At 74.9% G+C, this 25,568-nt stretch carries 20 protein-coding genes, 1 tRNA gene and 1 riboswitch; of the genes, 8 read left to right on the forward strand and 13 right to left on the reverse strand.

What is annotated here, in order from left to right:
• Nucleotides 1-932, forward strand: a 932-nt coding sequence (locus tag VM95_RS03960; RefSeq protein WP_045692610.1) for a PleD family two-component system response regulator, incomplete at its 5' end; no start/stop codon positions are given.
• 63 nt (nucleotides 933-995) lie between these two features.
• Here the strand turns inward: VM95_RS03960 and VM95_RS03965 are convergent.
• From VM95_RS03965 to VM95_RS03975, 3 genes are all read right to left on the reverse strand, one after another.
• Entirely contained in the window at nucleotides 996-2,657 is a 1,662-nt protein-coding gene (locus tag VM95_RS03965) for a long-chain fatty acid--CoA ligase (RefSeq protein WP_045692611.1), read from the reverse strand.
• A 129-nt stretch (nucleotides 2,658-2,786) separates the two neighbouring features.
• The gene (locus VM95_RS03970; RefSeq protein ID WP_045692612.1) at nucleotides 2,787-3,995 is read right to left on the reverse strand and encodes a hypothetical protein; all 1,209 of its coding nucleotides are present in this window, start codon (nucleotides 3,993-3,995) and stop codon (nucleotides 2,787-2,789) included.
• A 66-nt stretch (nucleotides 3,996-4,061) separates the two neighbouring features.
• Nucleotides 4,062-4,934 (reverse strand): DUF1906 domain-containing protein, encoded by an 873-nt coding sequence (locus tag VM95_RS03975; RefSeq protein WP_157881987.1) that lies wholly within the window; start codon nucleotides 4,932-4,934, stop codon nucleotides 4,062-4,064.
• 152 nt (nucleotides 4,935-5,086) lie between these two features.
• On the opposite strand from VM95_RS03975, the gene VM95_RS03980 reads away from it, so the two are divergent.
• The gene (locus VM95_RS03980) at nucleotides 5,087-6,151 is read left to right on the forward strand and encodes an EamA family transporter (RefSeq protein WP_208615399.1); all 1,065 of its coding nucleotides are present in this window, start codon (nucleotides 5,087-5,089) and stop codon (nucleotides 6,149-6,151) included.
• Between the two features lie 57 nt (nucleotides 6,152-6,208).
• Here the strand turns inward: VM95_RS03980 and VM95_RS03985 are convergent, their stop codons facing one another.
• The 7 genes from VM95_RS03985 to VM95_RS04015 all read right to left on the reverse strand — a co-directional run bounded on the left by VM95_RS03985 (nucleotide 6,209) and on the right by VM95_RS04015 (nucleotide 14,013).
• Nucleotides 6,209-6,973, reverse strand: coding sequence for a pyridoxine/pyridoxamine 5'-phosphate oxidase (locus VM95_RS03985; RefSeq protein WP_244178619.1), 765 nt, complete (start codon nucleotides 6,971-6,973; stop codon nucleotides 6,209-6,211).
• 394 nt (nucleotides 6,974-7,367) lie between these two features.
• Nucleotides 7,368-7,697 carry a hypothetical protein gene (locus VM95_RS41200; RefSeq protein WP_045692614.1) on the reverse strand — a complete coding sequence of 110 codons (330 nt, stop codon included), beginning with the start codon at nucleotides 7,695-7,697 and terminating at the stop codon, nucleotides 7,368-7,370.
• A gap of 443 nt (nucleotides 7,698-8,140) precedes the next feature.
• The gene (locus tag VM95_RS03995) at nucleotides 8,141-9,505 is read right to left on the reverse strand and encodes an FAD-binding oxidoreductase (protein WP_045692615.1); all 1,365 of its coding nucleotides are present in this window, start codon (nucleotides 9,503-9,505) and stop codon (nucleotides 8,141-8,143) included.
• A gap of 120 nt (nucleotides 9,506-9,625) precedes the next feature.
• Nucleotides 9,626-10,861, reverse strand: coding sequence for an MFS transporter (locus tag VM95_RS04000; RefSeq protein ID WP_045692616.1), 1,236 nt, complete (start codon nucleotides 10,859-10,861; stop codon nucleotides 9,626-9,628).
• 60 nt (nucleotides 10,862-10,921) lie between these two features.
• Entirely contained in the window at nucleotides 10,922-11,749 is an 828-nt protein-coding gene (locus VM95_RS04005) for a MerR family transcriptional regulator (RefSeq protein ID WP_045692617.1), read from the reverse strand.
• Nucleotides 11,750-11,880: 131 nt separating this feature from the next.
• Nucleotides 11,881-11,968 (reverse strand) — tRNA-Ser (locus tag VM95_RS04010).
• A gap of 77 nt (nucleotides 11,969-12,045) precedes the next feature.
• Entirely contained in the window at nucleotides 12,046-14,013 is a 1,968-nt protein-coding gene (locus VM95_RS04015; RefSeq protein WP_341845987.1) for a S1C family serine protease, read from the reverse strand.
• A 244-nt stretch (nucleotides 14,014-14,257) separates the two neighbouring features.
• Nucleotides 14,258-14,405, forward strand: a riboswitch (TPP riboswitch).
• On the opposite strand from VM95_RS04015, the gene VM95_RS04025 reads away from it, so the two are divergent.
• The 4 genes from VM95_RS04025 (at nucleotide 14,398) to VM95_RS04040 (ending at nucleotide 18,701) form a co-directional block, all read left to right on the forward strand.
• Nucleotides 14,398-15,801 carry a purine-cytosine permease family protein gene (locus tag VM95_RS04025; protein WP_078859588.1) on the forward strand — a complete coding sequence of 468 codons (1,404 nt, stop codon included), beginning with the start codon at nucleotides 14,398-14,400 and terminating at the stop codon, nucleotides 15,799-15,801. (Overlaps the previous riboswitch by 8 nt.)
• Before the next feature lie 79 nt (nucleotides 15,802-15,880).
• Complete coding sequence (locus VM95_RS04030) at nucleotides 15,881-16,705, forward strand: glycerophosphodiester phosphodiesterase family protein (protein WP_244178620.1); 825 nt, start codon at nucleotides 15,881-15,883, stop codon at nucleotides 16,703-16,705.
• Nucleotides 16,706-16,976: 271 nt separating this feature from the next.
• The gene (locus VM95_RS04035; protein ID WP_045692717.1) at nucleotides 16,977-17,588 is read left to right on the forward strand and encodes an ATP-binding protein; all 612 of its coding nucleotides are present in this window, start codon (nucleotides 16,977-16,979) and stop codon (nucleotides 17,586-17,588) included.
• A 129-nt stretch (nucleotides 17,589-17,717) separates the two neighbouring features.
• Nucleotides 17,718-18,701, forward strand: a complete 984-nt coding sequence (locus VM95_RS04040) for a DUF5926 family protein (protein ID WP_045692619.1) — start codon at nucleotides 17,718-17,720, stop codon at nucleotides 18,699-18,701.
• Nucleotides 18,702-18,933: 232 nt separating this feature from the next.
• Here VM95_RS04040 and VM95_RS04045 read toward each other — a convergent pair whose 3' ends face one another.
• Nucleotides 18,934-19,569 (reverse strand): bifunctional DNA primase/polymerase, encoded by a 636-nt coding sequence (locus tag VM95_RS04045; RefSeq protein WP_045692620.1) that lies wholly within the window; start codon nucleotides 19,567-19,569, stop codon nucleotides 18,934-18,936.
• Between the two features lie 651 nt (nucleotides 19,570-20,220).
• Here VM95_RS04045 and VM95_RS04050 point away from each other — a divergent pair.
• Nucleotides 20,221-21,654 (forward strand): PP2C family protein-serine/threonine phosphatase, encoded by a 1,434-nt coding sequence (locus VM95_RS04050; RefSeq protein WP_078859589.1) that lies wholly within the window; start codon nucleotides 20,221-20,223, stop codon nucleotides 21,652-21,654.
• Between the two features lie 147 nt (nucleotides 21,655-21,801).
• On the forward strand, nucleotides 21,802-23,301 hold the full coding sequence (locus VM95_RS04055; protein ID WP_045692621.1) for an aminopeptidase P family protein: 1,500 nt from the start codon (nucleotides 21,802-21,804) through the stop codon (nucleotides 23,299-23,301).
• Between the two features lie 55 nt (nucleotides 23,302-23,356).
• Here VM95_RS04055 and VM95_RS41205 read toward each other — a convergent pair whose 3' ends face one another.
• Nucleotides 23,357-24,724 (reverse strand): hypothetical protein, encoded by a 1,368-nt coding sequence (locus VM95_RS41205; RefSeq protein ID WP_052707131.1) that lies wholly within the window; start codon nucleotides 24,722-24,724, stop codon nucleotides 23,357-23,359.
• Nucleotides 24,721-25,452, reverse strand: a complete 732-nt coding sequence (locus VM95_RS04065) for an RNA polymerase sigma factor (protein ID WP_078859603.1) — start codon at nucleotides 25,450-25,452, stop codon at nucleotides 24,721-24,723. The genes VM95_RS41205 and VM95_RS04065 overlap by 4 nt, the downstream gene beginning before the upstream one ends.
• Between the last annotated feature and the right edge of the window lie 116 nt (nucleotides 25,453-25,568).

Here is a 25,568-nt window from a genome sequence, read left to right on the forward strand (position 1 = left end):
CCCCGCGCCCGGTCGGCACCGGCCTGGCCGAGCTCGCCCCGCCGCGCCCGCTCGGCCCCGCGGCGCTGCCGGCCCTGCCCGCGCAGCAGCCGGTCCCGGCCGAGGCCCGTGCCGCCGCGCGTCCGATGGCCGAACTGCCGCCCGCCCAGGACCGCGCCGCCGAGGGGCGGCCGCCGGCCGCCGCGCCCGGGGAGTCGGCCGACGTCCGCCGACTGCTGGTCTGGCCCGAGCCCGACCCGGCCACCCAGCAGGCGCTGCAGGCCCGCGGCTACCACCCGGTGATCGTCCGCTCCCGCGAGGAGGTGGACGCCCAGGTCGCGGCCGACCCGGCCGCGCTCTTCGTCGACCCGCTGACCGGCCCGATCACCCGCACCGCGCTGCAGTCGCTGCGCACCGCCGCGCTCAACCGGCGGATCCCGGTGCTGGTCACCGCCGGCCTCGGCCAGGCCACCCGGGACGCCGCGTACGGCGCCGACCCGGCCGTGCTGCTGCGCGCCCTCGCCCCGCGCGACGGCGAGCACCACGCCCCGCGGGTGCTGCTGGTCGAGAGCGACCCGGACATCGCCGCCGCCATGATCAGCAGCCTGGAGCGGCGCGGCATGCACGTCGAGCACGCGGCGGACGAGAACGACGCGGTGTCCCGGGCCAGCAGCGTGCAGCCCAACCTGGTGGTGATGGACCTGCTGCAGATCCGCCGCCGCCGGGTCGGCCTGCTGGACTGGCTGCGCGCCAACGACCGGCTGCACCGCACCCCGCTGGTGGTCTACACCTCGGTGGACCTCGACCCGCGCGAGCTGCCCCGGCTGCGCACCGGCGAGACGGTGCTGTTCCTCGCCGAGCGCTCGACCGGCGCGGACGTGCAGTCCCGGATCGTCGACCTGCTCGGGCGGATCGGCACGATGGGCGAGGCGGGCGTCGCCGCCGCGGGTTAGCCCCGGTGCTCGGGAACGCGAGGAGGCCGGTTCCACGTGGAACCGGCCTCCGTCCGTCGGCGCCTACTCCTTGCCGAGGACCGTGACGTCCAGCTCGCCCGCCGCGTAGCCGGCCCGGATCACCTTCTTGTCGAACTTGCCGACCGAGGTCTTCGGCACCGACTCGACGATCGCCCAGCGCTCCGGCAGCTGCCAGGAGGCGATCCGCTCGGCGAGGAAGGCCCGCAGCTCCTTCAGCCCGGCCGTCGCGCCCGGGCGCAGCACCACGGTGGCCAGCGGGCGCTCGCCCCACTTCTCGTCCGGAACGGCGACCACGGCGGCCTCGGCCACCTCGGGGTGGGCCATCAGGGCGTTCTCCAGCTCGACCGAGGAGATCCACTCCCCGCCCGACTTGATCACGTCCTTGGCCCGGTCGGTGAGGGTCAGGTAGCCGTCCGCGGTGATGGTGCCGACGTCGCCGGTGCGCAGCCAGCCGTCCTCGGAGAACTTGTCGTCCGGGCGGACCGGGTCCTGCCCGGCGCCGCCGTAGTACGCCGCCGCGATCCACGGGCCGCGCACCTCCAGCTCGCCGGCCGCGACGCCGTCGTGCGGCATCCGCTCACCGCCCGGGCCGATCAGCCGGGCCTCGACGGAGGCCGGGAAGAGGCCCTGGGTGATCCGGTACGGCCACTCCTGCTCGGGGGTGAGGCCGCCGGGCGGCTGGGCGAAGGAGCCCAGCGGGGAGGTCTCGGTCATGCCCCAGGCGTGCAGCACCCGGATGCCGTGGCGCTCGTCGAAGGCCTTCATCAGCGAGGGCGGGCAGGCGCTGCCGCCGATGACCACCATGCGCAGGCTGGAGGTGTCGTAGTCGCCCGCGTCCAGCTCGTCCAGCAGGCCGCTCCAGATGGTGGGGACGGCGGCGCTGACGGTGGGTCGGACGGCGGCGATCATCTCGGCCATCGGCTTGGGCTGCAGGAAGCGGTCCGGCATCAGCAGGTTGGCGCCGGACATGAAGGCGGCGTGCGGGATGCCCCAGGCGTTCACGTGGAACATCGGCACCACCGGCAGCGCGGTGTCCTGCGCGGTGAAGGCGAAGTTGTCGCCGGTGTTGACCTGCATGCAGTGCAGGTAGATCGAGCGGTGGCTGTACAGCACGCCCTTCGGGTCCCCGGTGGTGCCGGAGGTGTAGCAGAGCGCGGCGGCCTGCCGCTCGTCGATGTCGGTGCGCCACGGGTAGCTGGTGGGCCGGCCCGCGATCAGTTCCTCGTAGTCGTGCACGGTGCCGGCGAAGCCCGCGAGCAGGGAGCGGTCGCCGGGGCCGCTGACCACGATGTGCTTGAGCGTCGGCGCCAGCTCCGGCAGGACGGCGGCGAGCAGCGGCAGGACGCTGCCGTTGACGATGATCGCGTGGTCGGCGGCGTGGTTGACGATGAACGACAGCTGCTGGCCGGGCAGTCGCAGGTTGAGGGTGTGCAGCACCGCCCCCATCGAGGGGACGGCCAGGTACGCCTCCAGGTGCTCGGCGTTGTTCCACATCAGGGTGGCGACCCGGTCGTCGGCGCTCACCCCGAGCTCGTCGCGCAGCGCGTACGCGAGCTGGGCGGCGCGGGCGCCGACCTCGGCGTACGTCCGGACGACCGGGCCGGTGCCGTCCCAGGTGGTGACGGTCGACCGGGCGTGGATCGTGGACCCGTGCTCCAGGATCCTGGCGACGGTGAGCGGGACGTCCTGCATCGTGCTGAACACGGGTCCTCCTTGACCGGGCGGCTCTGGCGGCTGCGCCTGCGGGCACCTACTGGGCGGTAATGCGCGCGGACGTGCCCGATTGTGCCGCTCCGGCCGCACGCTGTCAGCCCTCCGGCCTGGTTGCGAGCATCACGGATTCGCCCCGTTTTGGCCCGGCAGCGGGCGGGCGAGGCGAAGGCTGTGGGCCGGGTCGGGGAGGTAGGCCGGGTCGACCGCCCAGCCCTGTTCGGCGGCGATGCGCAGGGCCTGCTGGGCGCCGATGCCCCGGTAGGTGGCCCGGTTGAGCCGGATCCGCTGCAGGGTGCCCGGGTTCGGGACGGTGCCGGCGGCCGGGGCCGGCGCCTTGGCGTAGCGCTTGAGGATGCGGCGGACGTGGCGCTCCCAGGCGGCCGGGCTGTTGGTGAACTCGGCCCGGAAGGCGCGCGGGCCGACCGTCCAGCGGGCGCCCCAGCGGTCCCACCAGTCCGGCTCGGGGTGGCTCACCCAGCAGGTCAGCAGGCCGAACACCGGGACGTAGACGAGCTGCGCCACCGCGATCAGCGGCAGCAGCGGCGCGAAGCGGACCGGCTGCGGGCCCCACGGGGTGCCGGGGGCGGCCGGCGGGTCCTGCGGGGAGGGCGCGGGGACCGCCGCCGGGGCGGGGAAGGCGCGGGCGAGCCGGACGTGCTCCCGGTCGGCCCCGGAGTCGGCGCCGCGCCAGCCGTACCGCTCGGCGAGCCGGATCACGCCGACCGCGCCGAGGCCCCGGTACAGCCGGGCCGCCAGCTCGATCCGCACCTCCCGGCCGTGGTCGGGCAGCACCGTGCCGTCGCCGGCCGCGTACTTCGCCTCGGCGGCGGCGATCCGGCGCGCCAGGATCGGCGTGACGTACCGCTCCCAGACCTCCGGACGGCCGCTGAGCTCGGCGCGCAGGCGCCGCGGCGGGATGAAGCTCCGGTTGACCCGGAGCCAGCCGTCCGAACTGGGGCCGTCGATGTTGGCGTTGCCGAGGGCCGCGACGATCACGAGGAGGAAGACCAGGACCAGGCCGAGGATCCAGAGCGGGGCGTAGATCCACTGCAGGACGAACTGGAGCAGCACGAGCGCGCGGTTGCGGCGTGGCAGCGGGCCGGCCGGGCCGGACGGGCCGCCGGGGTGCGGGGGCCGCGGTTGGGCGGCGCCCGGCGGTGCGGCGAACTGCGGTGCGGCGAACTGCGGCGGGACGTACGGCTGTTGGCCGTACGGCTGCGCGTACGGGTTGTTCGGCACCGGCTGCGGCGGCACCGGCTGCCCGTACGGGTCGTGCCGCGGTGCGGCGCCGTACCCCTCGGCTCCGCCCGGCTGCTGGCCGTTCGGCATGCCCGTCCCCCTTCGGTCTGCGCTGAGTGGGGAGCAACCCTATCCGGGGGCGGGCCGGCCGGGGAGTCAGTCGGCGGTCGGACCGTCCACCTGGTCGCGGTCGACGGTGAGGGCGGCGCCGCCGTAGCTCTCCTCGACGTTGCCCCGGTACTGGTGGACGCGCTGGTGCGGGGCCCAGAGGTCGGGGGCGAGCCGGCCGGAGCCGCCGGTGTCGGCCTGGTCGTCCCAGCGGGCGTACCAGAGCGCGTCGGGCAGCGGGGAGCTGCCGGCCCGGGCGGCGGCGGCCAGGTCGGCGACGCCGGAGTCCAGGCTGGAGTAGAAGCCTGAGCGGTAGCCGGCCGCGTGCAGGGCCTCGGTCCAGCCGAGGGTGAACTCGACGACGGCCTGGCCGCAGGCCGGGTCGCGCATCGGGTAGGACTCGATGTCCAGGTAGACCGGGGCGCCCCGGCCGAAGCCGAGCGAGCGGAGCGCGTGCGCGGCCTCGTCCGCCTCCTCCCGGCCCTGGCGGGCGGCGTTCGCCGGGTCGATCCGCTTGGGCTTGTGGGTCGGGTCGGCGCAGGGCGCCTGCAGGCCGACGTGCACCGGCAGGAAGTGCCAGCCCATCGCCCGCGCCTGGCGGACCCAGTCGGCGGTGAGCCGGGGCTGGGCGCAGCCGCGCTGGCCGCCGCTGACGTAGATGCCGAGCGCCCCGTACGGGGAGGCGCCGCGCCAGGCCCGCAGGGTGTCGAGCGCGGGGGCGGAGCAGGCGTCGAAGGCGGGGCCGGACCAGGTGTCGCGGACCTTGGGCGGGCCGATCCGGTCGGGCAGGGTGACGGCCCGGATGCGCGGGACGGCGGCGGCGGCCGGGGCGGTGGCCTCGGCGCTCCCGCCCGTCCCGCCGGCGGCCAGCAGGAGCACGAGGGAGGCGGCGAGCAGGGCCGCGGGGCGGAGATAGCGCACCCGGCCTTGATACTGACGGACCATCGGACGAACGCCGCAACCACGCCGCAGTGCCCGCGCGAGTCCACCCTTTCGGGGGCACCCGTCCGCTTCCGTCCCGATTTTTGTAACGAGCTTGCTCGCTCCTCACTCCTTACGGCAAACTCGTCAGCATGCCCACCTCCCGTCCCAGCGAAACCGCTGCCCCGACGTCGGCCGCCGCCGTCGCCGAGGCCCTGGCCATGCCGCCCGCCCCCAAGGGCGAGCCCGCCGGCGAGCGGGGCAGCTGGCGACGAGCCGGGGAGCCCGGCTCCGCGGCACCACCCGGGGTGGCCCCCGGCCGGTCGACCGGCCGGATCGGCACGATCCTGCGGCGCCCGGAGAGGATCCCGGCGCCGCTGCTGTGTCTGGCCGCGATGTTCCTGGTGCAGACCGGCATCGCGCTGTCCAAGCCGCTGTTCGGCCCGCTCGGGGTCAGCGGCACGACCTTCCTGCGGCTCGGCTTCGCCGCCGTCATCCTGCTCGCCGTCACCCGGCCCAGGCTGCGCGGCAAGCGGCCGCGCGACCTCGCGGCGGCCGCGCTGCTCGGCGTGGCCTCGGCGGGGATGACCTACCTGTTCGCCGGGGCGATCGACCGGCTGCCGATGGGCACCGCCGCGACGATCGAGTTCCTCGGCCCGCTGGCCGTCGCCCTGTTCTTCGCGCGGCGGGCCAGCCACCTGCTCTGGGCACTGCTCGCGGCGGCCGGGGTCGTCCTGCTGACCCTGCTCGGCGAGGGCGGCGACGGCGGCTCGCTGGACCCGGTCGGCCTGCTCTACGCCTTCGGGGCGGCCGCCTGCTACTCGGCGTACATCCTGTTCACCGACCGGGTCGGCGCCGTGTTCGAGGGCTTCCAGGGGCTCGCGGTGTCGATGACGGTCGGCGCGCTCGCCCTGGCGCCGTTCGGGTTCGGCGAGGCCTGGGACGGGCTGACCGCCCCGGGCGCCTCGCCGCTGCTGCTGCTCGCCGCGGTGGCCGGGGTCGCGGTGCTGCTGCCGGTGCTCCCCTACACGCTGGAGATGACGGCGCTGCGCCGGATGCCGCAGCGGGTGTTCAGCGTGCTGGTCAGCCTGGAGCCGGCGGTCAGCGCGCTGGTCGGGCTGGTGGTGCTCGGCCAGCTGCTGGGCGTGCCGCAGCTGGCCGGGATCGGCTGCGTGGTCGCGGCCAGCGTGGGCGCCACGCTGACCGGGCGGCGGTAGCAGCCGGTCTTCACCCGGGCGCCACGAGCGCCACGGGCGTCACGGGCGTTACGGGCGCTACGGCCAGAGCAGGGCGCGGGACCACTCCGGGGTGCGGACCGGGCCGGTACGGGTGTAGCGCAGCCGGACGTGCCGGCGCCGGGCGTCGCCCTGCCAGAACTCCACCTCGTGCGCCCACAGGGTGTAGACCGCGTGGCCCGGCGCGACCAGGTCCGGGGCGGCCTCCAGGCGGCGCTGGGCGACCTCCATCGCCTCGTCGTACTCGGCGAGCGTGCCCAGCTGCTCGCTCTGCCGCCCGACCATCGCGGCGGCCCGGGCGGCGGGCGAGCGGGTGGCGAACTCGGCGGCGGCGACCAGGTCGGCGGCCCGCTCGACGGTGCCGCGCACGCGCACCTGACGGCCCAGCTGCGGCCAGTAGACGGTCAGCGCGGCGGCCGGGTGGTCGGCGAGCTGGCGGCCCTTGGGGCTGTCCGCGGTGGCCGAGAAGTTCCAGCCGGTGCCGGCCGCGTCGACGTCGCGCAGCACCAGCACCCGGGCGTCGGGCATGCCGTCCGCGTCGACGGTGGAGAGGGTGAAGGCCTGCGGGTCGAGCACCCCGGCGTCCAGCGCGGTGGCGAGCCACTCCACGAACAGCGGGCCGGGCTCGGCGGGGGCGGCCTCGTGGTCGAAGTTCGGCAGCGGGCGGGCCATCGGCGGGCGGCCGAGCAGCAGCTCGGGGACGGAACCCGGGCCGGGCGTGCGCTCGGGCTGCAGCGGTCGCGCGTACGGCTCCGGTGCGGACCGGTCCGCGCGCGGGCCGGTCAGGCCCTCCTCCTCAGCCATCGCGTGCCCCTTCCCTCCGGTCGCCGCGGTCGCCACCCCGGCCGGGCCGTCCTGCGGGCCCGGGCGCGTGGTGCGCTGTCGGAGCGCAACGGTACCGCCGAGGGCCGACGACGCCGGGCCCGGGCCCTCGCTGGGCGCGTCCGGGCAGGCGGGGGCGGGTGGGGCGGACCGGAACGCGCGTGTGGGCGGTGCCGGTGTCGGCACCGCCCACGGGACCGGTTCGCGGAGACCCTTTCCGCCGGCCGGACATGCGCTTGTCGTCTCTTCGTCGTTCGCTGTCGTTCGCTGTCGTCCTCCGTCGCGTGCGCGACCGCTTCGGGCCCCGCCGCGGATGCTCAGCTCACCCGCGGCCGGCCACCTCGGGCGCCCCCGCCCTCGGTGGTGCCCGGCGTCGTCAGGGGAAGACCGGGGCGAAGATGACGTTGATGTTCTTGTTGCCCTGGCCGCCCATGACGTTCCCCGCGTTGTCCTTCACCGCGAGGGTGTTGTTCTGGTTCGAGGCGCCCGAGCCGGTCGCGGTCTGCTGGGTGGACACGTAGTTGCCGTCGACCCCGCCGAAGACGTTGCCGGTGCCGACGTTGGACACCACGCCGGCGTTGGAGCCGGCCGCGGCGCCCGCGCCGTTGTCGGCGGCGGCGGCACCGGCGCCCGCCAGCAGCAGCCCCGCCGCGAGCGGGGCGGCGAGCAGGAATCCGGCCACCCGGCGGGTGTGGATGCGAGCCATCAAAGCCTCCAAGAAGCTGTTCATCATGCAATGGTCGAGCAGGGTGCGTGGGAGTTCGCCGGCCAGACGAACGCCCATGGCTGCGACGCCGAGGGACAGGCTTCCGCAACAAATCGACAAAGCGCGAGTTCCCGGAACGATTTTCGCCCGTTCGCGTGATATCCACCGGGGCGGTGAATAACGACCACGGGAACGGACAGCGCGCCGACACACCACCACCGAGCTGGGATTTCGCCCGGACGGTGGACCGTGGGGGACGCTCGCCGACCAGCGCGCCGCCGTCGCACGAGCCGCCGAGCGCACCACCCCGGCGCGCTCGGCCCGCGCATGCGCCCCCGAAAAGTTCGATCACCCTTCCATGTCGATATTTCCGGCCATTTCTGTACGATCAGAAAGTCACACCGGGAGGAGGGTGCGACAAAGGCGTCGAGCGGCGTTGAACATCAGACCATCTTGCCCGGGTTGAGGATTCCCAGCGGGTCGAAAACCGCCTTCAGCTGCCGCTGCAGGCCCAGCGCCACCGGCCCCAGCTCGCGCGCCAACCACTCCCGCTTCAGCAGCCCCACCCCGTGCTCCCCGGTGATCGTGCCGCCCAGTTCCAGGCCGAGCGCCATGATCTCGTCGAAGGAACGCTGCGCCCGTACCGCCTGGTCCTCGTCCGAGGCGTCGAAGATCACGATCGGGTGGGTGTTGCCGTCCCCGGCGTGGCTGACCACCCCGATGGTCAGTGCGTGCCGCTCGGCGATCGACGCGACCCCGTTCAGCATCTCGGCCAGTCGGGAACGCGGCACCGCCACGTCGTCGATCATCGTCGTGCCCAGCCGGTCCATCGCGGGCAGCGCCAGCCGCCGGGCCTCCAGCAGCAGGTCCGACTCCGCCTGGTCCTCGGCCGGCACCACCTCCGTCGCCCCGGCCGCCCGGCACAGCTCCGCGACCCGGGCCGACTCCGCGACGCGGTCCGGCCCGTCGAAGGCCACCAGCAGCAGCGCCTGCGTCGACTCCGGCAGGCCCATCCGCGCCAGCTCGTTGACGGCCCGCACCGAGACCGCGTCCATCAGCTCCATCAACGACGGCGTCAGGCCGCTCGCCATCACCGCGCAGACCGCCTCCCCGGCCGCGTCCGCGCTCGGGAACTCCGCGGCCAACGCCAACTGCGGCTCCGGCGCGGGACGCAGCGCCAGCACCGCCCGGACCACCACGCCCAGCGTCCCCTCCGAGCCCACCAGCAGCCGGGTCAGGTCGTACCCGGCGACGCCCTTGGCCGTCCGGCGCCCGGTGGACAGCAGCCGCCCGTCCGCCAGCACCACGTCCAGGCCGAGGACGTACTCGCTGGTCACGCCGTACTTCACGCAGCAGAGCCCGCCCGCGCCGGTGCCGATGTTGCCGCCGATCGTGCAGGACTCCCAACTGGACGGGTCCGGCGGGTAGGCCAGGCCGAACTCGGCGGCCGCGCGCGACAGTTCGGCGTTCACCACGCCCGGCTCGACCACCGCGATCCGGTTCACCGGGTCCAGCTCCAGGATCCGGTCCAGCTTCACCGTGGACAGCACGATGCAGCCGTCGACGGCGTTCGCGGCCCCGGACAGCCCCGTCCGGGCACCCTGCGGCACCACCGGGACGCGCAGTTCGGTGGCGGTGCGCAGCACGTGCTGCACCTGCTCGACGGACTCGGGGAAGACGACGACGGCGGGCGTGCCGGCGGCGCAGAAGCCCGCCATGTCGTGCCGGTACGCGGCGGTCACGTCCGGATCCACCACCACGGCCTCCGCCGGGAGCCCCTGCGCCAGTCGGTCCGTCAGGTCACTCATCGCCGCCTCCGCTCACCGTGCGCCGCCCCGCCTCTGCACTCTGCCCGGAGGGGCGGAGGCGGGCAAGTGGGCCTCGCCCGGCGGCGGGCCGGGGGATATCGGGTGCCCGTGACCGCGGGTTCAGGCGCGGCGGAGGGTGGGGGTGGCGAGGGCGGTGAGGCCGGCGGTGGCGGTGGCGAGGGCGCACAGGAGGACGGGCAGGGTGGCGCCCGCGCGGTCGGCGAGCAGGCCGAGCAGGCCGTTGGCGAGCACCAGCGCGAGGCTCTGCACCAGTGTCAACAGTGCCTGCACGCGCGAGAGATGGGACGACGGGGCGCCGCCCAGCACCAGCGGCCCGAGGTGGTTCGCGAACAGCCCGGAGCCCGCGCCGGCCACCGCGCCGCCCACCACCGCGACGGCCGGGGCGGGGGCCAGTGCCAGCAGCGCGATGCCCGCCGACGCCGCGCAGAGCCCGGCCGCCGCCCCGACCCCCGTGCGGGGCAGCGTGCCGCGCCGGGCGACCAGGCCCGCGACCGCGAGCACCCCGGCCGCCTGTCCGCCGGTCACCAGTCCGGCCGTCCCCGCCGCCCAGCCGTGCGACCGGGCGAGCAGCGGCCCGAGCAGCGACAGGACCGGCAGGACGGCCCCGGCGGCGGCGCCGGTGAGCAGCAGCGCGGCCCGCAGCAGCGGGTCGCGCCGGGCCAGCCGGACGGCGGAGGCCGCCTCGCGCAGCAGGCCGCCGGTGCGCCCGGCGGACGGTTCCGTACCCGCCGCGCGCGCCGGGGGCCGGATCCGCAGCAGGACCAGCAGGAGGACGCCGAAGCCGACCGCGTCCGCGGCCGCCGCGCCGGACAGCCCGCCGGCCGCGACCAGCAGGCCACCCAGCGGCGCCCCGAGCAGCACGGCGCTCTGCCCGCCGGCCTGCCGCAGCGCGAGCGCCCGGGGCAACTGCTCGGCGGGCACCAGCCGGCGCGGCATCGACCCGCTCGCCGGGAGGTGGAACGCGTCGACCGTCCCGGTCACGGCCGCCGCCGCGACCAGCAGCCCCAGCGGCACGCCGCCCCGGCCGCCGGCCGCGACCGCCAGGGCGACGGTCGCGGCCAGCATCACCGCGCCCCCGGCGAGCATCACCCGCCGGGCGCCGAACCGGTCCGCGACCGCACCGCCCAGCAGGACGAGCGCGGTGCGCGGCACGGTGATCGCCGTCAGCACCAGCCCGGCCGCGCCGCCGCCGTGCGCGGAGGCGGCCCAGCCGAGGGCGAAGTACAGCGCGGCGTCGCCGAGCAGCCCGGCCTGGGTGCCGACCAGCCAGAGCAGGTACGACCGGGGCAGCGCGGCGCGCGGTGGGGCTCCGGCGGGAGCGGTCGCGGTGGTCACGCCGGGCGACGCTAGGGCCCTCGACCAGGTCGAGGGCAAGCCCCGCCCGGCGGCTGCCCCCTACCGGCGGACCACCGGCTCCTGCAGCTCGACCACCCACCGCGCCGGGTCCTCGGGGCACTCCAGGTAGAGCTCCCGGGCGTAGCCGGCCGACTGGTAGCCGTTCTCCTCGATGAAGCGGGCGAGCGCCTGGAAGCTGCCCACCGCGTCGTCCATCGAGCCGCGGTGCACGACGGACGCCGCCGCCTCGATCGGCGGCAGGTCGACGACCTCGAAGTCGCCGCGGCCGGCCCGCACCGAGGACGCGACCGGTACGGCGGCCCGGACCAGGATCGAGCCGTCGTAGTCCGGCCCGTTCTGGTAGCAGGCGACGGCCGGGCCGGTCTCCTCGATCCCGGCCTCGGCGACCCGGCGGCACAGCTCGGCGAACAGCGGGCCGATCACCGGCCCGATGTCCTCCGGCTGGTAACTCCGCACCACGGCGGTCAGTTGGGCCACCCGGACGGACGGCACCGGCTTCACCACGACATCGTGCTCGGACATCTGTCCCTCGCTCTCGATCGTCCGGAGCCTCGCCTCCACCCGGGTCAGCCGCTGCTCGTCCGCCGCGATCGCCTCGGCGAGCTGGGCCCGCCGCATCCGCAGCATCCCGCGCAGTTCGGCGGCGCCCACCTCCTCGTCGAGCACGGCCTTCACCTGCTGCAGCGTGAAGCCGAGTTCCTTGAGCGCGATCACCCGGTTCAGCCGGGCGAGTTGGGCCGCCTCGTACGAGCGGTAGCCGCTGGCCGGGTCCACCCGGGCGGGCCGCAGCAGTCCGATCGCGTCGTAGTGGCGCAGCATCCGGACCGATACCCGGCCGTGGCTGGCGAAGTCTCCGATGGTCAACATGGTGCCTCCACTCCACCGCCTGCCACGGTGTCAGGGTCAACTCCCGCCCGCGGCCGAGCTGTCGGCCGAACGCGAAGGGCGGGTGCCGAGAGGTCTCGGCACCCGCCCTGAGCAGGTTGTTCTCCTACCGGCGGAGAGCGTGGGATTCGAACCCACGGTGACGGGTCACGCCACGACAGTTTTCAAGACTGTTCCCTTAGGCCGCTCGGGCAGCTCTCCAGGCGGAGGTCAGCCTAACGGGTTCGCGGGGGTTCGGTGCACACGGTTTCACCGGCGGTCGGGTCGGCGGTCCGAGGTCACTGGTCGCCCTCGCGCGAGCCGAGGGTGACCTTGGTGGAGAAGGACTGGCCGTTGCGGGTGTACTCGACGTCGACGGTCTCGCCGGGCTTGTGCGTCCAGATCCGGCTGACCAGGGCGGGGCCGTTCTCGATCGGCGCGCCGCCGAGCTTGGTGATGACGTCGCCCGGCTTGAGGCCGGCCTTGTCGGCGGCGCCGCCGGGGGTGACGGGCGGCTGGCCCTGGATGTCGCGGGTCTGGATCTGCGCGCCGTCGCCCTTGTAGTCGTCGTTGCGCAGCACGTCGAGCTTGGCGTAGACGGGCTTGCCGGTCTTGATCAGGGTGTCGGCCACCCACTTCGCCTGGTTGATCGGGATGGCGAAGCCCAGGCCGATGCTGCCGGCCCGGCCGTTGGCGGAGGCGTTGGACTGGATCGCCGAGTTGATGCCCATCACCGCGCCGCTGGCGTCGAGCAGCGGGCCGCCGGAGTTGCCGGGGTTGATCGAGGCGTCGGTCTGCAGGGCGTTCATGTACGAGGCCTGCGAGCCGGTCTCGTCGCCGGAGGCGACCGGGCGGTCCTTGGCGCTGACGATGCCGCTGGTGACGGTGGACTCCAGGCCGTACGGCGCACCGATCGCGATGGTGGTGTCGCCGACGTTGACCTTGTCGGAGTCGGCCAGCGGGAGCGGCGTCAGCTTGTCCTTCGGCGGGTTCTCGATCTTGACCACGGCGACGTCGTAGCCGGACGCGTTGCCCAGCACCGAGGCGTTGTAGGAGGTGCCGTCGGCGAACTTGACGGTGAGCTTGCCGCCGCCGGCGCCGAGGGTCGGCGCGACCACGTGGTTGTTGGTGAGGATGTGGCCCTCGGTGTCGAAGACGAAGCCGGTGCCGGTGCCGGACTCGCCGTTGCCCTGCGCCTTGATGGTGACGACGCTGGGCAGCGCCTTCTGGGCGATGCCGGCGATCGAGCCGGGGGCGGGCTCGGTCTTCTGGGTGTTGCTGGCCTGGACGGTGGTGCTGCGGTGGTCGTTCGCGGAGCTGTTGCTGTCGCCGTCCTTCGCGACGGTCACGCCGATCGCGCCGCCGGCCACCCCGGCGACCAGCGCGACGGCGGCGATCAGGGCGACCAGGCCGCCGCGCTTCTTGCGCGGGCCGGACGGGCCCTGCGGGCCGCCGGGGTACTCGGCCGGGTAGCCGAGCGGGCCGGCCGGGCCGTTGGGGTGGCCGGGGCCGCCGGCGGTGGCGTCGTGGGCGCCCCATCCGCCGAGCGGCTGGCCGGCGCCGAAGGGGTGGTGGGCGTGCGCGGCGGGACCGCCGGTCATCGGCGCACCGGGGGCGGGCGCGGCGCCGAACGGGTCCGCGGCGGGGGCGGGCGCGGCGCCGTACGGGTCGTGGCCGCCGGCGGCCGGGACGCCGTGGGTCGGGGTGGCGTACGGGTTGCCGCCCTGCGGCAGCGCGGCCGGGACGGGGGCGGCCGGCGCGGCGGCGGGCTGCGCGGGCGGCAGGACCGGCGGCGGCGCGTCGAGGTAGCCGGTGACGGGGTCGACGGCGGGCTCGGCCGACGCGGTCGGCTCGACGGGCTCGGCGGGCCCGGTCGACTCGACGGGCTCGGCGGCGGGCGCCGCCGGGGCCTCCGGCGCGGTGACCTTGGTGAAGGCGACGGTCGGCTTGTGCCCGCCCTCGGCCGGCTCCGGCTCGGCCTTCGCCGCCGGGTCGGGGACCCGGCTGAACGCCATGGTCGGCTGGTGCCCGCCGTCAGCGGGAGCCGCCCCGGCCTCGGCCGAAGGGGCCTCGGCCGGCTCGGCCGCCTCGGCCGCAGGCTCCGGCTCGGTCTTCGCCGCCGGGTCCGGAACCCGGCTGAACGCCATGGTCGGCTTGTGCCCGCCGCCCTGAGCAGGGGCGTCGGCAGCGGGAACGTCCGCTCCCTGGGCGCCCGTGGGCTGCTCCCCCTGCGGCCCGGTGGGCCCAACCTCGCGCTCGGTGCTCACGGACGACCTCCATAGCTGACAGAACCAAGAACCATAGTTTTTCGCACCGCCGATTCGATCGCCGTAAGGACCCCTCTGAAGAACTCATAAGAATCCTTAGCCGCCACCGACGTTCGGGCCCGCTGACATCGGACGACCGGCTGACGACCGGCTGCTCCCCCACCCCGCCGAACGTCCCGCGATGCGGAACGCGCACCCCCTGGCCTTGGTGTTCACCCCCCGGTGCCGGTTAGCCTGTCGCTCCAAACTGACACGCGGGAGCTTGGACCCACCAGGCTGAGAGTGCGCATGTCGACGGTACGCCACAGGACTGACGGCGAACCGTCGAGGGGGCGCTGACCGCCGGAACCTGTCCGGGTAATGCCGGCGTAGGGAGTATCGGCCATGCCGCCTGCTTCGCCATCCTCTTCCGCGGGCGCGCCCGCGCCCCAGGACCTCGCCGGTCCGGCCGCCGGGCCGGCCCGCCCCGAGCGCGCCGAGGCGCCGCTCGTCCTGGACACCGAGCCGCCGCGCACGCTGCGCTTCCGGGACCACTTCGCGCTCTGGATGAACCTCGGCGTCAGCCTGATCGGCTTCTCCACCGCCGCCACCGTGCTCGGCGACAAGGGCGGCGAGCTGTCGCTGGCCGCCGCGGTGACCGCGATCGTGGCCGGGACGGCGGTCGGCACCGCGATGCTCGCCGTGGCCGCGCTGATCGGCGCCCGCACCGGCGCCCCCGCGATGGCGAACCTGCGCGGACTGTTCGGCACCCGGCTGTCGTACCTGCCGACCGTGCTGAACATCGTCCAGTGCGTCGGCTGGGGCGTCTTCGAGCTGCTGACCATCTCGGCCGGCGCGCAGACCGTCGCGCACACCACCGGCTACCGCTGGCTGTTCGTGCTGCTCGCGGGGGCGCTGACCACCGCGCTGACCATCTGGCCGCTGGGCTCGATCGCGGTGCTGCGCCGCTTCGTGGCCGGGGCGGTGGCCGTGGCGATGGTGTACTTCACCGTCCAGCTGGGCCGCCAGGGCGTGCCGGACCCGGGCGCCGGGAACTGGACGGGCTTCCTGCACGCGACCGACACGATGATCGCGGTGTCGATCTCCTTCGTCCCGCTGGCCGCCGACTACACCCGGCACTCGCGCACCGGGCGTTCGGCCTTCTGGGGCAGCTTCTCCGGCTACACGGTCGCCCAGGTCTGGTGCTACGTGCTCGGCCTGGTGGCGCTGCTGCAGTCGGACGGCGACCCGAACAAGATCTTCGACTCCTTCCTCGGGGTGTCGTTCGGCTGGCTGTTCCTGCTGGTGCTGGTGCTGCGCGAGACCGACCAGTCCTTCGCCAACGTGTACTCGACGGCGATGTCGGTGCAGAACCTGCTGCCGCGGGTGGACCGCCGGGTGCTCAGCGGCGCGATCGGCGTGCTGACCACCGTGCTGGCGCTGCGGATCGACCGGTTCACCGACACCTACAGCAACTTCCTCGGCCTGATCGGCTCGGTCTTCGTGCCGCTGCTGGCCGTGCTGGCGGTGGACTACTTCTTCGGCGCGGGCCGGTCCGGCTGGAACCTCTCGGCCGACGCGCCGTCCCGCTGGCTGATGCTGCTGCCGTGGGCGCTGGGCTTCGCGGTCTACCAGTTCCTCGCGCCGACCGAGGTCGCGGACTGGTGGACGGGCTTCTGGACCTCGGCCCAGGAGAAGCTGCACTTCACTCCGCAGGAGTGGACCTCGGCCTCGCTGTTCGCCTTCCTGGTGCCCGCGCTGGCCACCTGGGCGCTCACCCCGCTCACCCGCCGCGCCGCACGGAACTGAGTCGGTGGGAGCGAAGACGGCCCCGCAGGTTGGGACCGTCTTCGCCTCCGCTTCACCTGCGCCGCCTATCGTTGGCGCTGTGACCAGCAACAACCTGCCCCCGGCGGCGGCGCGCACCGCGCCGCCCGTCCAGGTGATCGCCCACCGCGGTTCCTCCCACGCCCTGCCCGAGCACACCCTGGCGGCCTACCGGCGCGCCCTGGACGAGGGCGCGGACGCGGTCGAGTGCGACGTCCGGGTCACCGCGGACGGCCACCTGGTCTGCGTGCACGACCGCCGGATCGGCCGGGTCTCCAACGGCCGCGGCACCGTCTCCGCGATGACCCTCGCCGAGCTGGAGGCGTACGACTTCGGCGCCTGGAAGACCGGCCGCCCCAGCACCGACCCGGAGCTGCGCGGCGTGCTGCGGCTGGAGCGCCTGCTGGAGCTGGTGGTGGACTGCGGCCGCCCGGTGGACCTGGCGATCGAGACCAAGCACCCGGTGCGCTTCCGCGGCCGGGTGGAGGCCGAGCTGCTGGCGATGCTGGAGCGGTTCAAGATCGGCCCGGAGCGGGAGGGCGACCGCCCATCCGCCCGGATCATGAGTTTCTCCTCGATCGCGCTGAACCGGGTGGCCGCGGCCGCGCCGGACTACCGCCGGGTCTTCCTGATCGAGCGGATGCTGCCGCTGCTGGGCCGGCTGCGCGAGGGCGGCCCGCTGCCGGGCGGGGCGCGGATCGCCGGGCCGGGCATCGACCTGATCCGGGCCAAGCCGGACCTGGTGCCGCGGCTGCGCGAGCTGGGGCACGAGGTGCACGTGTGGACGGTGGACGAGCCGGCCGACGTCGAGCTGTGCCTGGAGCTGGGGGTGGCCGCGATCATCACCAACAAGCCGGCCGAGGTGCTGAAGCAGCTCGGCCGCTGAGCCGGGCCGCGCGGGCGCGGATCCGCCGGGTCGGGAACGACGCCCTCGGGTCGGCCTGAACGTTTCGGTCGGCAAGCAAACCTTCCGGGCACGTTATTGCCGGAATTCTTGCGATCGCGCGACGGAGGGTGAGCGGTGAATGACCTCTCGTCCACTGTCCGTCGTGCTGCCGGAAATGGGTCGCCGGGATCGGCGGACGGTCGTTTCCGACGCATTACCAAGGGGCATCTCTCCCTCGGCATACGCTGAAGGAGGTCCGGGGGTGGCGTTGATGGTGGCGCGCGAAGTGCCGACTTCATCGACCATGGCAGTGCCGCACGGCCCAGCGAGTGTCGGGGTCGCACGGCGCCGACTGCGTCGAGATCTGGGTGACCGGCAGGTACCCGAACCGGTCATCGATGATGCCGTACTGATCCTTTCCGAACTGTTGAGCAACGCCTGCCGGTACGCCCGCCCGCTCGGCCCGCTGACGGCCCTCGGCCGCGGCGCCCGGGCCGAGGTGGTCGACCAGGTGCTGGTCGGCGTCCCCTCGGGGAAGCACCCCGCGCCGGGCGGCGCCGAGCACGAGGACGGCCGGGCCGGGAGCAGACCCGACGGCCGCGAGGAGGACCGGGACGAGCCGGACGGCGGCGTGCTCGTCCGCTGGCAGATGCACGCGGACGGCGTGCTGACCCTGGAGGTCACCGACGGTGGTGCGGCCACCCGGCCGCTGCCCGCCAGCCCCTCGCTGACCTCGCGCGGCGGCCGCGGCCTGAGCATCGTCGACCAGCTGGCCAGCGACTGGGGCGTGCGCGACGCGCCCGGCGAGGTGACGGTCTGGGCGGCGCTGCCCGCCCGCGCCCGGCACGCCCGGCGCACCGGCGGCGACGCCCGTACGGCCTGAGGGCCCGGCTCCCGGCTCCTTGCCGGGGGCGGGACGCGCCGGGCCCGCCCGGGCGCGTTCCCGCCCGCCCGGGGAACGTCAGTAGGCTCTCCGGAGCAACAGGACCACCGTCCCCGGGAGAGCCGCACCATGGGCAAGAAGGCCGCCAAGAAGGCGCCGCAGCGCCAGTCCACCACCGCCGTCACGGGCGAGGTCCCCGTGGTGGGGGCCCGCGAGGCCTGCCCCTGCGGCTCGGGCCGCCGCTACAAGGCCTGCCACGGCCGGGAGGCCTCGCACGCCGTCCAGGAGCTGGTGCACCGCCCGTTCGAGGGCCTGCCGGGCGAGGCCGACTGGGTCGCGCTGCGCGAGCTGGTGCCCGCCGCCACGGTGCCGCTGACGCTGGCCGCCGGGGTGGCCGAGGGCGCCACCGGTGACGTCCCGTCGGTGACGCTGGCCACCGTGCTGCCGCTGGCCTGGCCGGCGCTGCGCCGCCAGGACGGCTCGATCCTGCTCGGCCTGCAGACCCAGTCCTCCTCCGGCGACCTCAGCCGCGACCTCGCGGACGCCCTGGAGCTGGCCCTGGCCACCGAGCCGGGCAGCCCCGTCCCCGCGCGCCGGACCGTCCCGGGCGGGCGCCGCCTGCAGGACCTGCTGGACGCCTCCGCCGCGTTCGCGCCCACCGTGCACTCCGGCTTCGAGTTCTGGCTGGAGGACGCCGAGACCGCCACCGGCGAGGTCGCCGCCTCGCTGGAGCGCGCCAACGCCTCGGCCATCCCGACCGAGAAGCTGGGCAGCGTCGACGCCGCCTACTGGTGCGGCACCCCGGACAAGAACCACCTGCGCTGGGTGATGACCGTCCCCGAGGAGCAGCTGCTGGACGCGCTGGCCCGGCTGAACGCCGCCGGCGAGGCCTCGCTCGGCGCGGACACCCGGCTGGTCGGCTCGTTCCGCGCGCACGGCCTGACCGTCCCGGTGTGGGACCTGCCGCTCGCGATGACCGCCGCCGACTGCGAGAAGCCCGCCGCCGAGTTCGCCGAGCGACTCGCCGCCACGCTCGCCGACGGAACCCCGCTCACCGCCGAGGAGCGGCGCGCCCGCGCGAACCTGGTGAACCGTCAGGTCACCTTGAACTAAAGCCTCGCAGGATCGGGGTGATACGCGTCACATTGTCGCCGGGAAGCGCAATTTCCCGGCGTACAGGGCGTCTTGGAAATTGGCGCGGGCGCCGATCCTTGTTACTGTCTAAAGCGTCCGGCCGCTGGTGCATCCCCCGTCGCCAGCGGTCGGATCTTTTTGTTTTCCGGATCGGGCCCTCGCGCACGCCGCCCCGCACGCCCCCGGACCTCCGCGCGCGACCGCGCACCCCTCAGTACGCCGAGCGCCCGCTGTCCAATCGGACCGTCGCCTCCACCAACTCGCCCAGCAGCGGCCCGACCTGGGGCAGCCGGACCCCGCCGTCCGCCGCCGGGCGGGGCGCCAGCACCCAGCGCACCCGGCCGGCCCCGCCGCCGGGCGGCAGCGGCAGGAAGCCGCCCGGCCCGTGGTAGCGCAACGAGCCCGGCACCCAAGGGAGTTGAGCGAGCATCTCGCCCAGCGAGTCCAGCGAATAGGGGGCCACCAACAGCGCGTAGCGGCCCGGCATGGCCAGCACCGGGCCGAGCGGCAGCCGCAGCGCGCCCAGGTAGACCAGCGCCCGGGCGCCGGCCGCCGCCGGCAGGCTGACCGCCGAGACCGCGGTGCCGGTCGCCGCCAGCACCGGCGCCGCCGGGCTCTGCCGCTCCCACCACCAGCGCACCATCCGGGCGTCCGTGGTGGCGGCCAGCAGGGACGGGTCGTGCGGGTGCGCGCCGGGGACGGTGCAGTCCGGGTCCCCGCAGGAGCAGCGGCCGCCGCACAGCACGGCGCCCGGCACCACGGGCCAGCGGTGGTCGACGGCGGCCGTCAGGGCCGCGGCCAGCCGGGCGGAGTCCTCGTCCGACCGGGCCTTCGGATTCTCACGCATGGCGCTCGTTCCTTTCCCTGACCGCTCGGTTCGCCCACCGGGACGGCCCCTCGGAACTCACCACGCGGACCTGCGGGCGGCACGGCCCCGGACGCGGAACTGCGGGGGCGGGCGGCACTGCGGAGGGGCTCGGCCACGACGTGGAGCACGGGATGGGGCGCGGGTGGGGCACGACTTGAGAAGGGCCGCGGACCAGCACAGCCCTTGGAACGAGAATCCCGTATGCGACCGGATGGACGCCGCCCGGGCGCGATTGGTTCCACCGTACGAGTGAGAGAGTTCCGGCCGACCCGGTGCGCGGGCGGCGCGGACATACGATCCGGACGGCCGCCCGGTCCGTCCTCCCCGTTCTGCCCGTTCCCGGCCCGCTCCATGCCTCCGGTGCCCCGCGGCCCGACCGGCGCGCCCGCGTTCCGCGCACGCCCCCGGAGCTGGGCGCGAACGACGCCGCGGCCGATCCGGAACGGCCACCGCGTCGTCCTGGATCTGGACATGCCCCGAATGGCCTGTGTAGAAGTGGTGGCATTGCTGTCGATCAATGACGAGTAGTAGCGAATCGAGGCGAAACGCGCCCTAAGGCCGTGCTCGCTCCACATCGGGCCGTATCTGGGGGTTTCGCATGGCACGTAGCACCGCGTCAGGAGTGGCGGCATGACCGAGTCCCACCCGTCGACGACACCCTCCGAGCCCGCTGAACCCGGCTGCGCCGGCGGGCTCACCGTCCTCGACCCGCCCGGCCTCCCCGGCCCCGCCGACACGCCGGAGGGCGCGCCGGACGACCGCACCGCGCACTCCGCCGCGCTGCAGGACCGTTTGGCCGGACGCCTGTCCGATATCACCAGCCTGCACGAGCACACCGAACGGCTCGCCCGTGCCCGCGGCCTCGCCGCCACCCTCGACGCCGTCCTCGCCTCCGGCGCCGCCCTGCTCGGCGCCCGCCGCGGCGTCCTGGTCACCCGGCTGCCCGGCGGCGGCACCGGCCAGCCGGTCGGCCTCGGCCTCGACCGGGCCAGCCTCGGCGCCCTGGAGACCGTGCCGCCCGAGCAGAGCCTGCTCGCCCGGCTGCTGCGCGACCGGGACCGGCCCGCCCGGCTGCACTCCACCGACCTCACCGCGGACCCGGCCATCGGCGAGCGGCTGCGCGAACTCGCCGGCCACTTCGGTCTCGGCGGCTGCTACGGCCTGCCGCTGGCCACCGAGGAGGACGGCCCGCTCGCCGCCGTCGTCTGGTTCTGGGACGAGCCCGCCGAGCCCACCGAGTGCCGGCGCGAACTCGCCCGCCACTACTGCGAGATCGCCGCCCCGCTGCTCGCCAAGCAGCTGGAGGCCGACCGCACCCGGCGCACCACCGAGGCGCTGCGCCGCGGCCTGCTGCCCGACCACCTCCCGCAGACCGCCGGCCTGCGGCTGGCCGCCCGGCTCGTCCCGGCCGGCCTGGAGCGCTCCAGCGGCAGCGACTGGTACGACGCGATCCCGCTGCCGGACGGCACCATGGGCCTCACCGTGGGCTCGGTCTCCGGCGACGGCCCCGGCGCGGGCCCCGCCTCCGCCCCCGGCGCGGCCGCCGCGATGGGCCGGGTCCGGGCCGCGCTGCGGGCGTACGCGGTGCTGGAGGGCGAGGACCCGGTCTCCGTCCTCGGCGACCTGGAACTGCTGCTCAAGACCACCGAGCCGACCCGCACCGCCACCGCCGTCTACGCCTGGGTCGAGCCCGAGGAGCGCCGGATCACCCTGGCCGGCGCCGGGCACTGCCCGCCGGTCCTGGTCGGGCGGCACGGCGCCGAGTTCGTCGAGACCTCGCTCTCCGCGCCGCTCGGGATGCTCGCCTGCTGGGAGGCGCCCGGGGTCGAGTTCACCGCCGAGCGCGGCGACACCCTGCTGCTGTACACCGAGGGCCTGGCCCGCCGCTGCGGCCCCACCCTGCACGCCGGGCAGGCCAACCTGCGCCGGGCCGCCGCCGACGCCCCGCGCGACGTGCGGATCGACCCGGGCCGGCTCTGCGCCCACCTGCTGGCCGTCTGCCCCGGCCCGGACACCGCGCCGGCCACCGACGACCTGCTGCTGCTGGCGGCCCGGTTCGAGTAGGGCCCGCCCCTCGGCCCGAGCAGCCGTACGAGCCCCGAACCGGTGGGCGGCCGGGCGTCCGTACCATGGACGAACGGCCGCCCGCGCGTGTCGCGACCCGACACCTCCCCCGAGGGCGGCGGTACCACCCCCAAGGAGGCGTTGCACGTGACCGAGGACCGCACCCCCGCGGTGGCCGAGAACCCCGAGGCCGAGGGCGGCGAGGAGCCGCAGGAGTTCAAGGGCCGCAAGAACGGGCTCTACGGCGAGATCTCCGACGCGCTGTCCGCCTCGATGGCGTCCGGCTGGGCCGACACCGAGCTGCACGGCCTCGCCCCGGTCGCGCAGGCCCCGTACGCCGCCGAGCGCCGCGCCGCGCTGTCCGCCGCCTACCCCGGCGAGCGCCTGGTCGTCCCGGCCGGCAACCTGCGGGTGCGCGCGAACGACACCGACTACAGCTTCCGCGCCGCCAGCGAGTACGTGCACCTCACCGGTGACCAGACCGAGGACGCGGTGCTCGTCGCCGAGCCGACCGGCGACGCCGGCCACGCGTTCACCCTCTACCTGCTGCCCCGCTCGAACCGCGAGAACGGCGAGTTCTGGCTCGACGGCTACGGCGAGCTGTGGGTCGGCCGCCGGCACAGCCTCACCGAGCAGGAGCAGCTGCTCGGCCTGGCCGCCCGCGACGTCCGCAAGGCCGCCGAGGAGCTGGCCGCGAAGGCCCAGGACTCCGCCGTGCCGACCCGGATCGTCCGCGGCTACGACGCCGGCCTGGAGGCCGCGCTGGCCGGGGTGCTGGACGCCGACAAGGACGCCGAGCTCAAGGAGTTCCTGAGCGGCCTGCGCCTGGTCAAGGACGCGTGGGAGATCGGCGAGCTGCGCGCCGCCTGCGACGCCACCGTCAAGGGCTTCACCGACGTCGTGCGCGAGCTCGGCCAGGCCGTCGCCACCTCCGAGCGCTGGATCGAGGGCACCTTCTGGCGCCGCGCCCGCGTCGAGGGCAACGACGTCGGCTACGGCACCATCGCCGCGGCCGGCCCGCACGCCACCACCCTGCACTGGGTCCGCAACGACGGCGACGTCCGCCCCGGCGAGCTGCTGCTGCTGGACGCCGGCGTGGAGACCCACACCCTCTACACCGCCGACGTCACCCGCACCCTGCCGATCGACGGCCGCTTCAACGAGCTGCAGCGCAAGATCTACGACGCGGTGTACGACGCCCAGGAAGCCGGCATCGCCGCCGTGAAGCCGGGCGCCCGCTTCCGCGACTTCCACGAGGCCTCGCAGCGCGTGTTGGCCGAGCGGCTGCTCGCCTGGGGCCTGCTGGACGCCTCGGCGTACGACGTCGAGAAGGTCCTGGAGCTCGGCCTGCAGCGCCGCTGGACCCTGCACGGCACCGGCCACATGCTCGGCCTGGACGTCCACGACTGCGCCCACTCGCGCCGCGAGGAGCACGTCGACGCGCTGCTGGTGCCCGGCATGGTGCTCACCGTCGAGCCCGGCCTGTACTTCCAGCAGGACGACCTGACCGTGCCGGAGGAGTACCGCGGCATCGGCGTCCGGATCGAGGACGACATCCTGGTGACGGCGGACGGCAACGAGAACCTCTCGGCCGGGCTGCCGCGCCGCTCCGACGAGGTCGAGGCGTGGATGGCCTCGCTGGCCTGACCCTCCGCGTGCCGAAGGCCCGGCTCCCCGCGTGGGGGCCGGGCCTTCGCGCGTGCTACTTGGAGACCACCGAGAGGTTGACCACGGTGAGGTCGGGGCCGGGTAGGTTGCCGGGAACGGACAGGCCCACGGTCAACGGCATGAAGCCCGGGCCGTCCTGCGGCGTCAGCCTCAACTGGTAGCTCACCGTGACGCTCTGGCCCGGGTCCAGATCGACCGGCACGCCGGTCGCCGGGTCCGAGAGGGTGTCGATGCGGTTGGGGTCCAGCGGCCTCCAGAGAAAGTTGTCCGGGAGGTGGTACGCCAGCATGCCGGCCACCGGCTTCCCGGCCGGCGCGCCAGGGTAGTTGGTGCCGTAGACCACGGCCTTCGACCCGGTCAGCTTCTTGCTGCCGTTGTTCTTGAAGGTGACCGAGAACTCCGCCGTCGACGACCCGTCGTTCAGCAGCTGCTGGCCGGACTTGATGCCCGACACGGAGACGGTGGCGTTGACGATCGTCGGCGCGGGGTGGCCGCTGACGTCCAGGCTGTCGACGATCGACTGCAGGTCGTCCTGGTAGTCGGCCTTGAGGCCGATCGCCGAGACGAACACCTGGTCCTCCGGCAGGGCCCAGATCTGTGCCTTGAAGGGCGACTTGCCGCAGGCCGACTGCCACGTCGACTTGCGGGCCGGGCGGCCGGAGACGGTGGGCGTGGTCTTCACCGGGGCGGAGTAGGTGATCTGCTCACCGCCGGCTTGATGCGGGTTGCCCCAGATCGGGCAGTAGGGCTGGTGGCCCCAGCCGCCCTTGTCGTCGAGGTCGCCCAGTGTCGGCCAGATCTGCGACTCCATGTCGAAGACGGCCAGATCCACCCCGTACGGCTGGCAGTCGTCGGCGGTGGCGCCCTGCGGAGCCCCCGGGCTCAGGATGCAGAGGTGGTCGCTCGCCGGGTTGGCGGCGTCGACCCGCCAGCCGGCCGGGATGCGCAGCTTGACGCCCCGGAAGGTGTACGACTTCGCCGGTGAGGTCGGGGTGACGTCGGCAGACGGGGTGTCGGTCTCGGGCTCCCCGGCCGGGGTCTCGGTGGCGGTCGGCGTCCCGGTGGCGGTCGGGGTCGGGGTGGCCGTGGGCGTGGCGGTCGGGCTGGGCGAGGCCGTCAGGGTGGCGGCCGGGGGCGGCGGGGTCTCGCGGTCGGCGACCGGGCTGCCGTGCAGGGTGACCACGCCGATCGCCGCGGCGGCGGCCAGGCCGAGCAGCGGCACGGTGACGGCGTACACCGGGCGCAGCCGGCGGATCCGGCTCCTCGGGGGTGCGGCCGGGCGCAGGTCGTGGGCGGTGATCAGGGACGTTCTGGCGTTCATCGCCTCGCGCAGCAGCCGTTCGGTCGGGGTCCCGGCCGAACCGTCGTCACCGCCCGTCCGGGGAGCGGACTTGTCGGTCATCGAACCTTCTCCAGGTGCTTCTCCAGGGCGTCCAGGGCCCTGCTGGCGGTGGACTTCACGGCGCCCCGGGACAGGCCCAGGGTCTCGGCCATCTGCGCCTCCGACAGGTCGGACCAGTAGCGCAGCACCAGCACCTCGCGCTGGCGGGGGGTCAACTCCTGCAGGGCGACGAGCACCCGCCGGTGCTCGTCGTTGAGCACCGCGTGGTCCTCGGCGGAGGGGGCGTCGGCCTCGTGCGGGGGCACGTACTCGCGGGCGGTCTTGCGGCGGCGCAGCATCGAGCGGGCGCCGTTGACCACCGAGGTCCGCAGGTAGCCGAGCGCGTTGTCGAGGTCGTCCAGCTGCTCGCCGTGGCGCTGGTAGAGCTGGGTGAAGGCCTCCTGCACGACGTCCTCGGCGAGGTCCTGGTGGTCGACCAGCAGCACGGCCATCCGGACCAGGCCGAGCCGGTGGGCGTGGTACAGGTCGGTCAGGGTGGGCCGGTCCTCCACGGGCTTGCGCCCGCCGCGCAGCAGCCGGAAGCCGGAGCGGCGCTGCGCCGCCTGCTGCTCGGTGGCGTGGTCGGCGGCGTGGTCGGCGGCGACGGCGACGGTCGGCTCGCCGGCCTCCTGCGCGCCGAACAGCGCGGCGACCGCGCCGCGGACGCTGCGGGCGCTGCGAACTCCGCGGACTCCGCGGACGGAGATGCCGCGCCACCCCGTTGGCGCGGCGATCGGCCCGATGGCCATGGACATGTGCGCTTCTGCTTTCCCCCGGGACGGTGACGGCTGGCGCCGGACCGTCAGTCACCTGATCAAGATCGCGATCGGAGGGATGCTCGCAGCTGCGCTCCGCCGAGCTCCCT

This window comes from Streptomyces rubellomurinus, from assembly GCF_000961885.1.
GTDB classification, from domain to species: domain Bacteria; phylum Actinomycetota; class Actinomycetes; order Streptomycetales; family Streptomycetaceae; genus Kitasatospora; species Kitasatospora rubellomurina.

Bases quoted from the DNA above. Each gene is read 5' to 3' on its own strand.
- VM95_RS03970 (WP_045692612.1), bottom strand. From the start codon at position 3,995: ATGCCGAACGGCCAGCAGCCGGGCGGAGCCGAGGGGTACGGCGCCGCA.
- VM95_RS03980 (WP_208615399.1), top strand. From the start codon at position 5,087: ATGCCCACCTCCCGTCCCAGCGAAACCGCTGCCCCGACGTCGGCCGCC.
- VM95_RS03985 (WP_244178619.1), bottom strand. From the start codon at position 6,973: ATGGCTGAGGAGGAGGGCCTGACCGGCCCGCGCGCGGACCGGTCCGCA.
- VM95_RS41200 (WP_045692614.1), bottom strand. From the start codon at position 7,697: ATGGCTCGCATCCACACCCGCCGGGTGGCCGGATTCCTGCTCGCCGCC.
- VM95_RS03995 (WP_045692615.1), bottom strand. From the start codon at position 9,505: ATGAGTGACCTGACGGACCGACTGGCGCAGGGGCTCCCGGCGGAGGCC.
- VM95_RS04005 (WP_045692617.1), bottom strand. From the start codon at position 11,749: ATGTTGACCATCGGAGACTTCGCCAGCCACGGCCGGGTATCGGTCCGG.
- VM95_RS04025 (WP_078859588.1), top strand. From the start codon at position 14,398: ATGCCGCCTGCTTCGCCATCCTCTTCCGCGGGCGCGCCCGCGCCCCAG.
- VM95_RS04035 (WP_045692717.1), top strand. From the start codon at position 16,977: ATGGTGGCGCGCGAAGTGCCGACTTCATCGACCATGGCAGTGCCGCAC.
- VM95_RS04040 (WP_045692619.1), top strand. From the start codon at position 17,718: ATGGGCAAGAAGGCCGCCAAGAAGGCGCCGCAGCGCCAGTCCACCACC.
- VM95_RS04045 (WP_045692620.1), bottom strand. From the start codon at position 19,569: ATGCGTGAGAATCCGAAGGCCCGGTCGGACGAGGACTCCGCCCGGCTG.
- VM95_RS04050 (WP_078859589.1), top strand. From the start codon at position 20,221: ATGACCGAGTCCCACCCGTCGACGACACCCTCCGAGCCCGCTGAACCC.
- VM95_RS41205 (WP_052707131.1), bottom strand. From the start codon at position 24,724: ATGACCGACAAGTCCGCTCCCCGGACGGGCGGTGACGACGGTTCGGCC.
- VM95_RS04065 (WP_078859603.1), bottom strand. From the start codon at position 25,452: ATGGCCATCGGGCCGATCGCCGCGCCAACGGGGTGGCGCGGCATCTCC.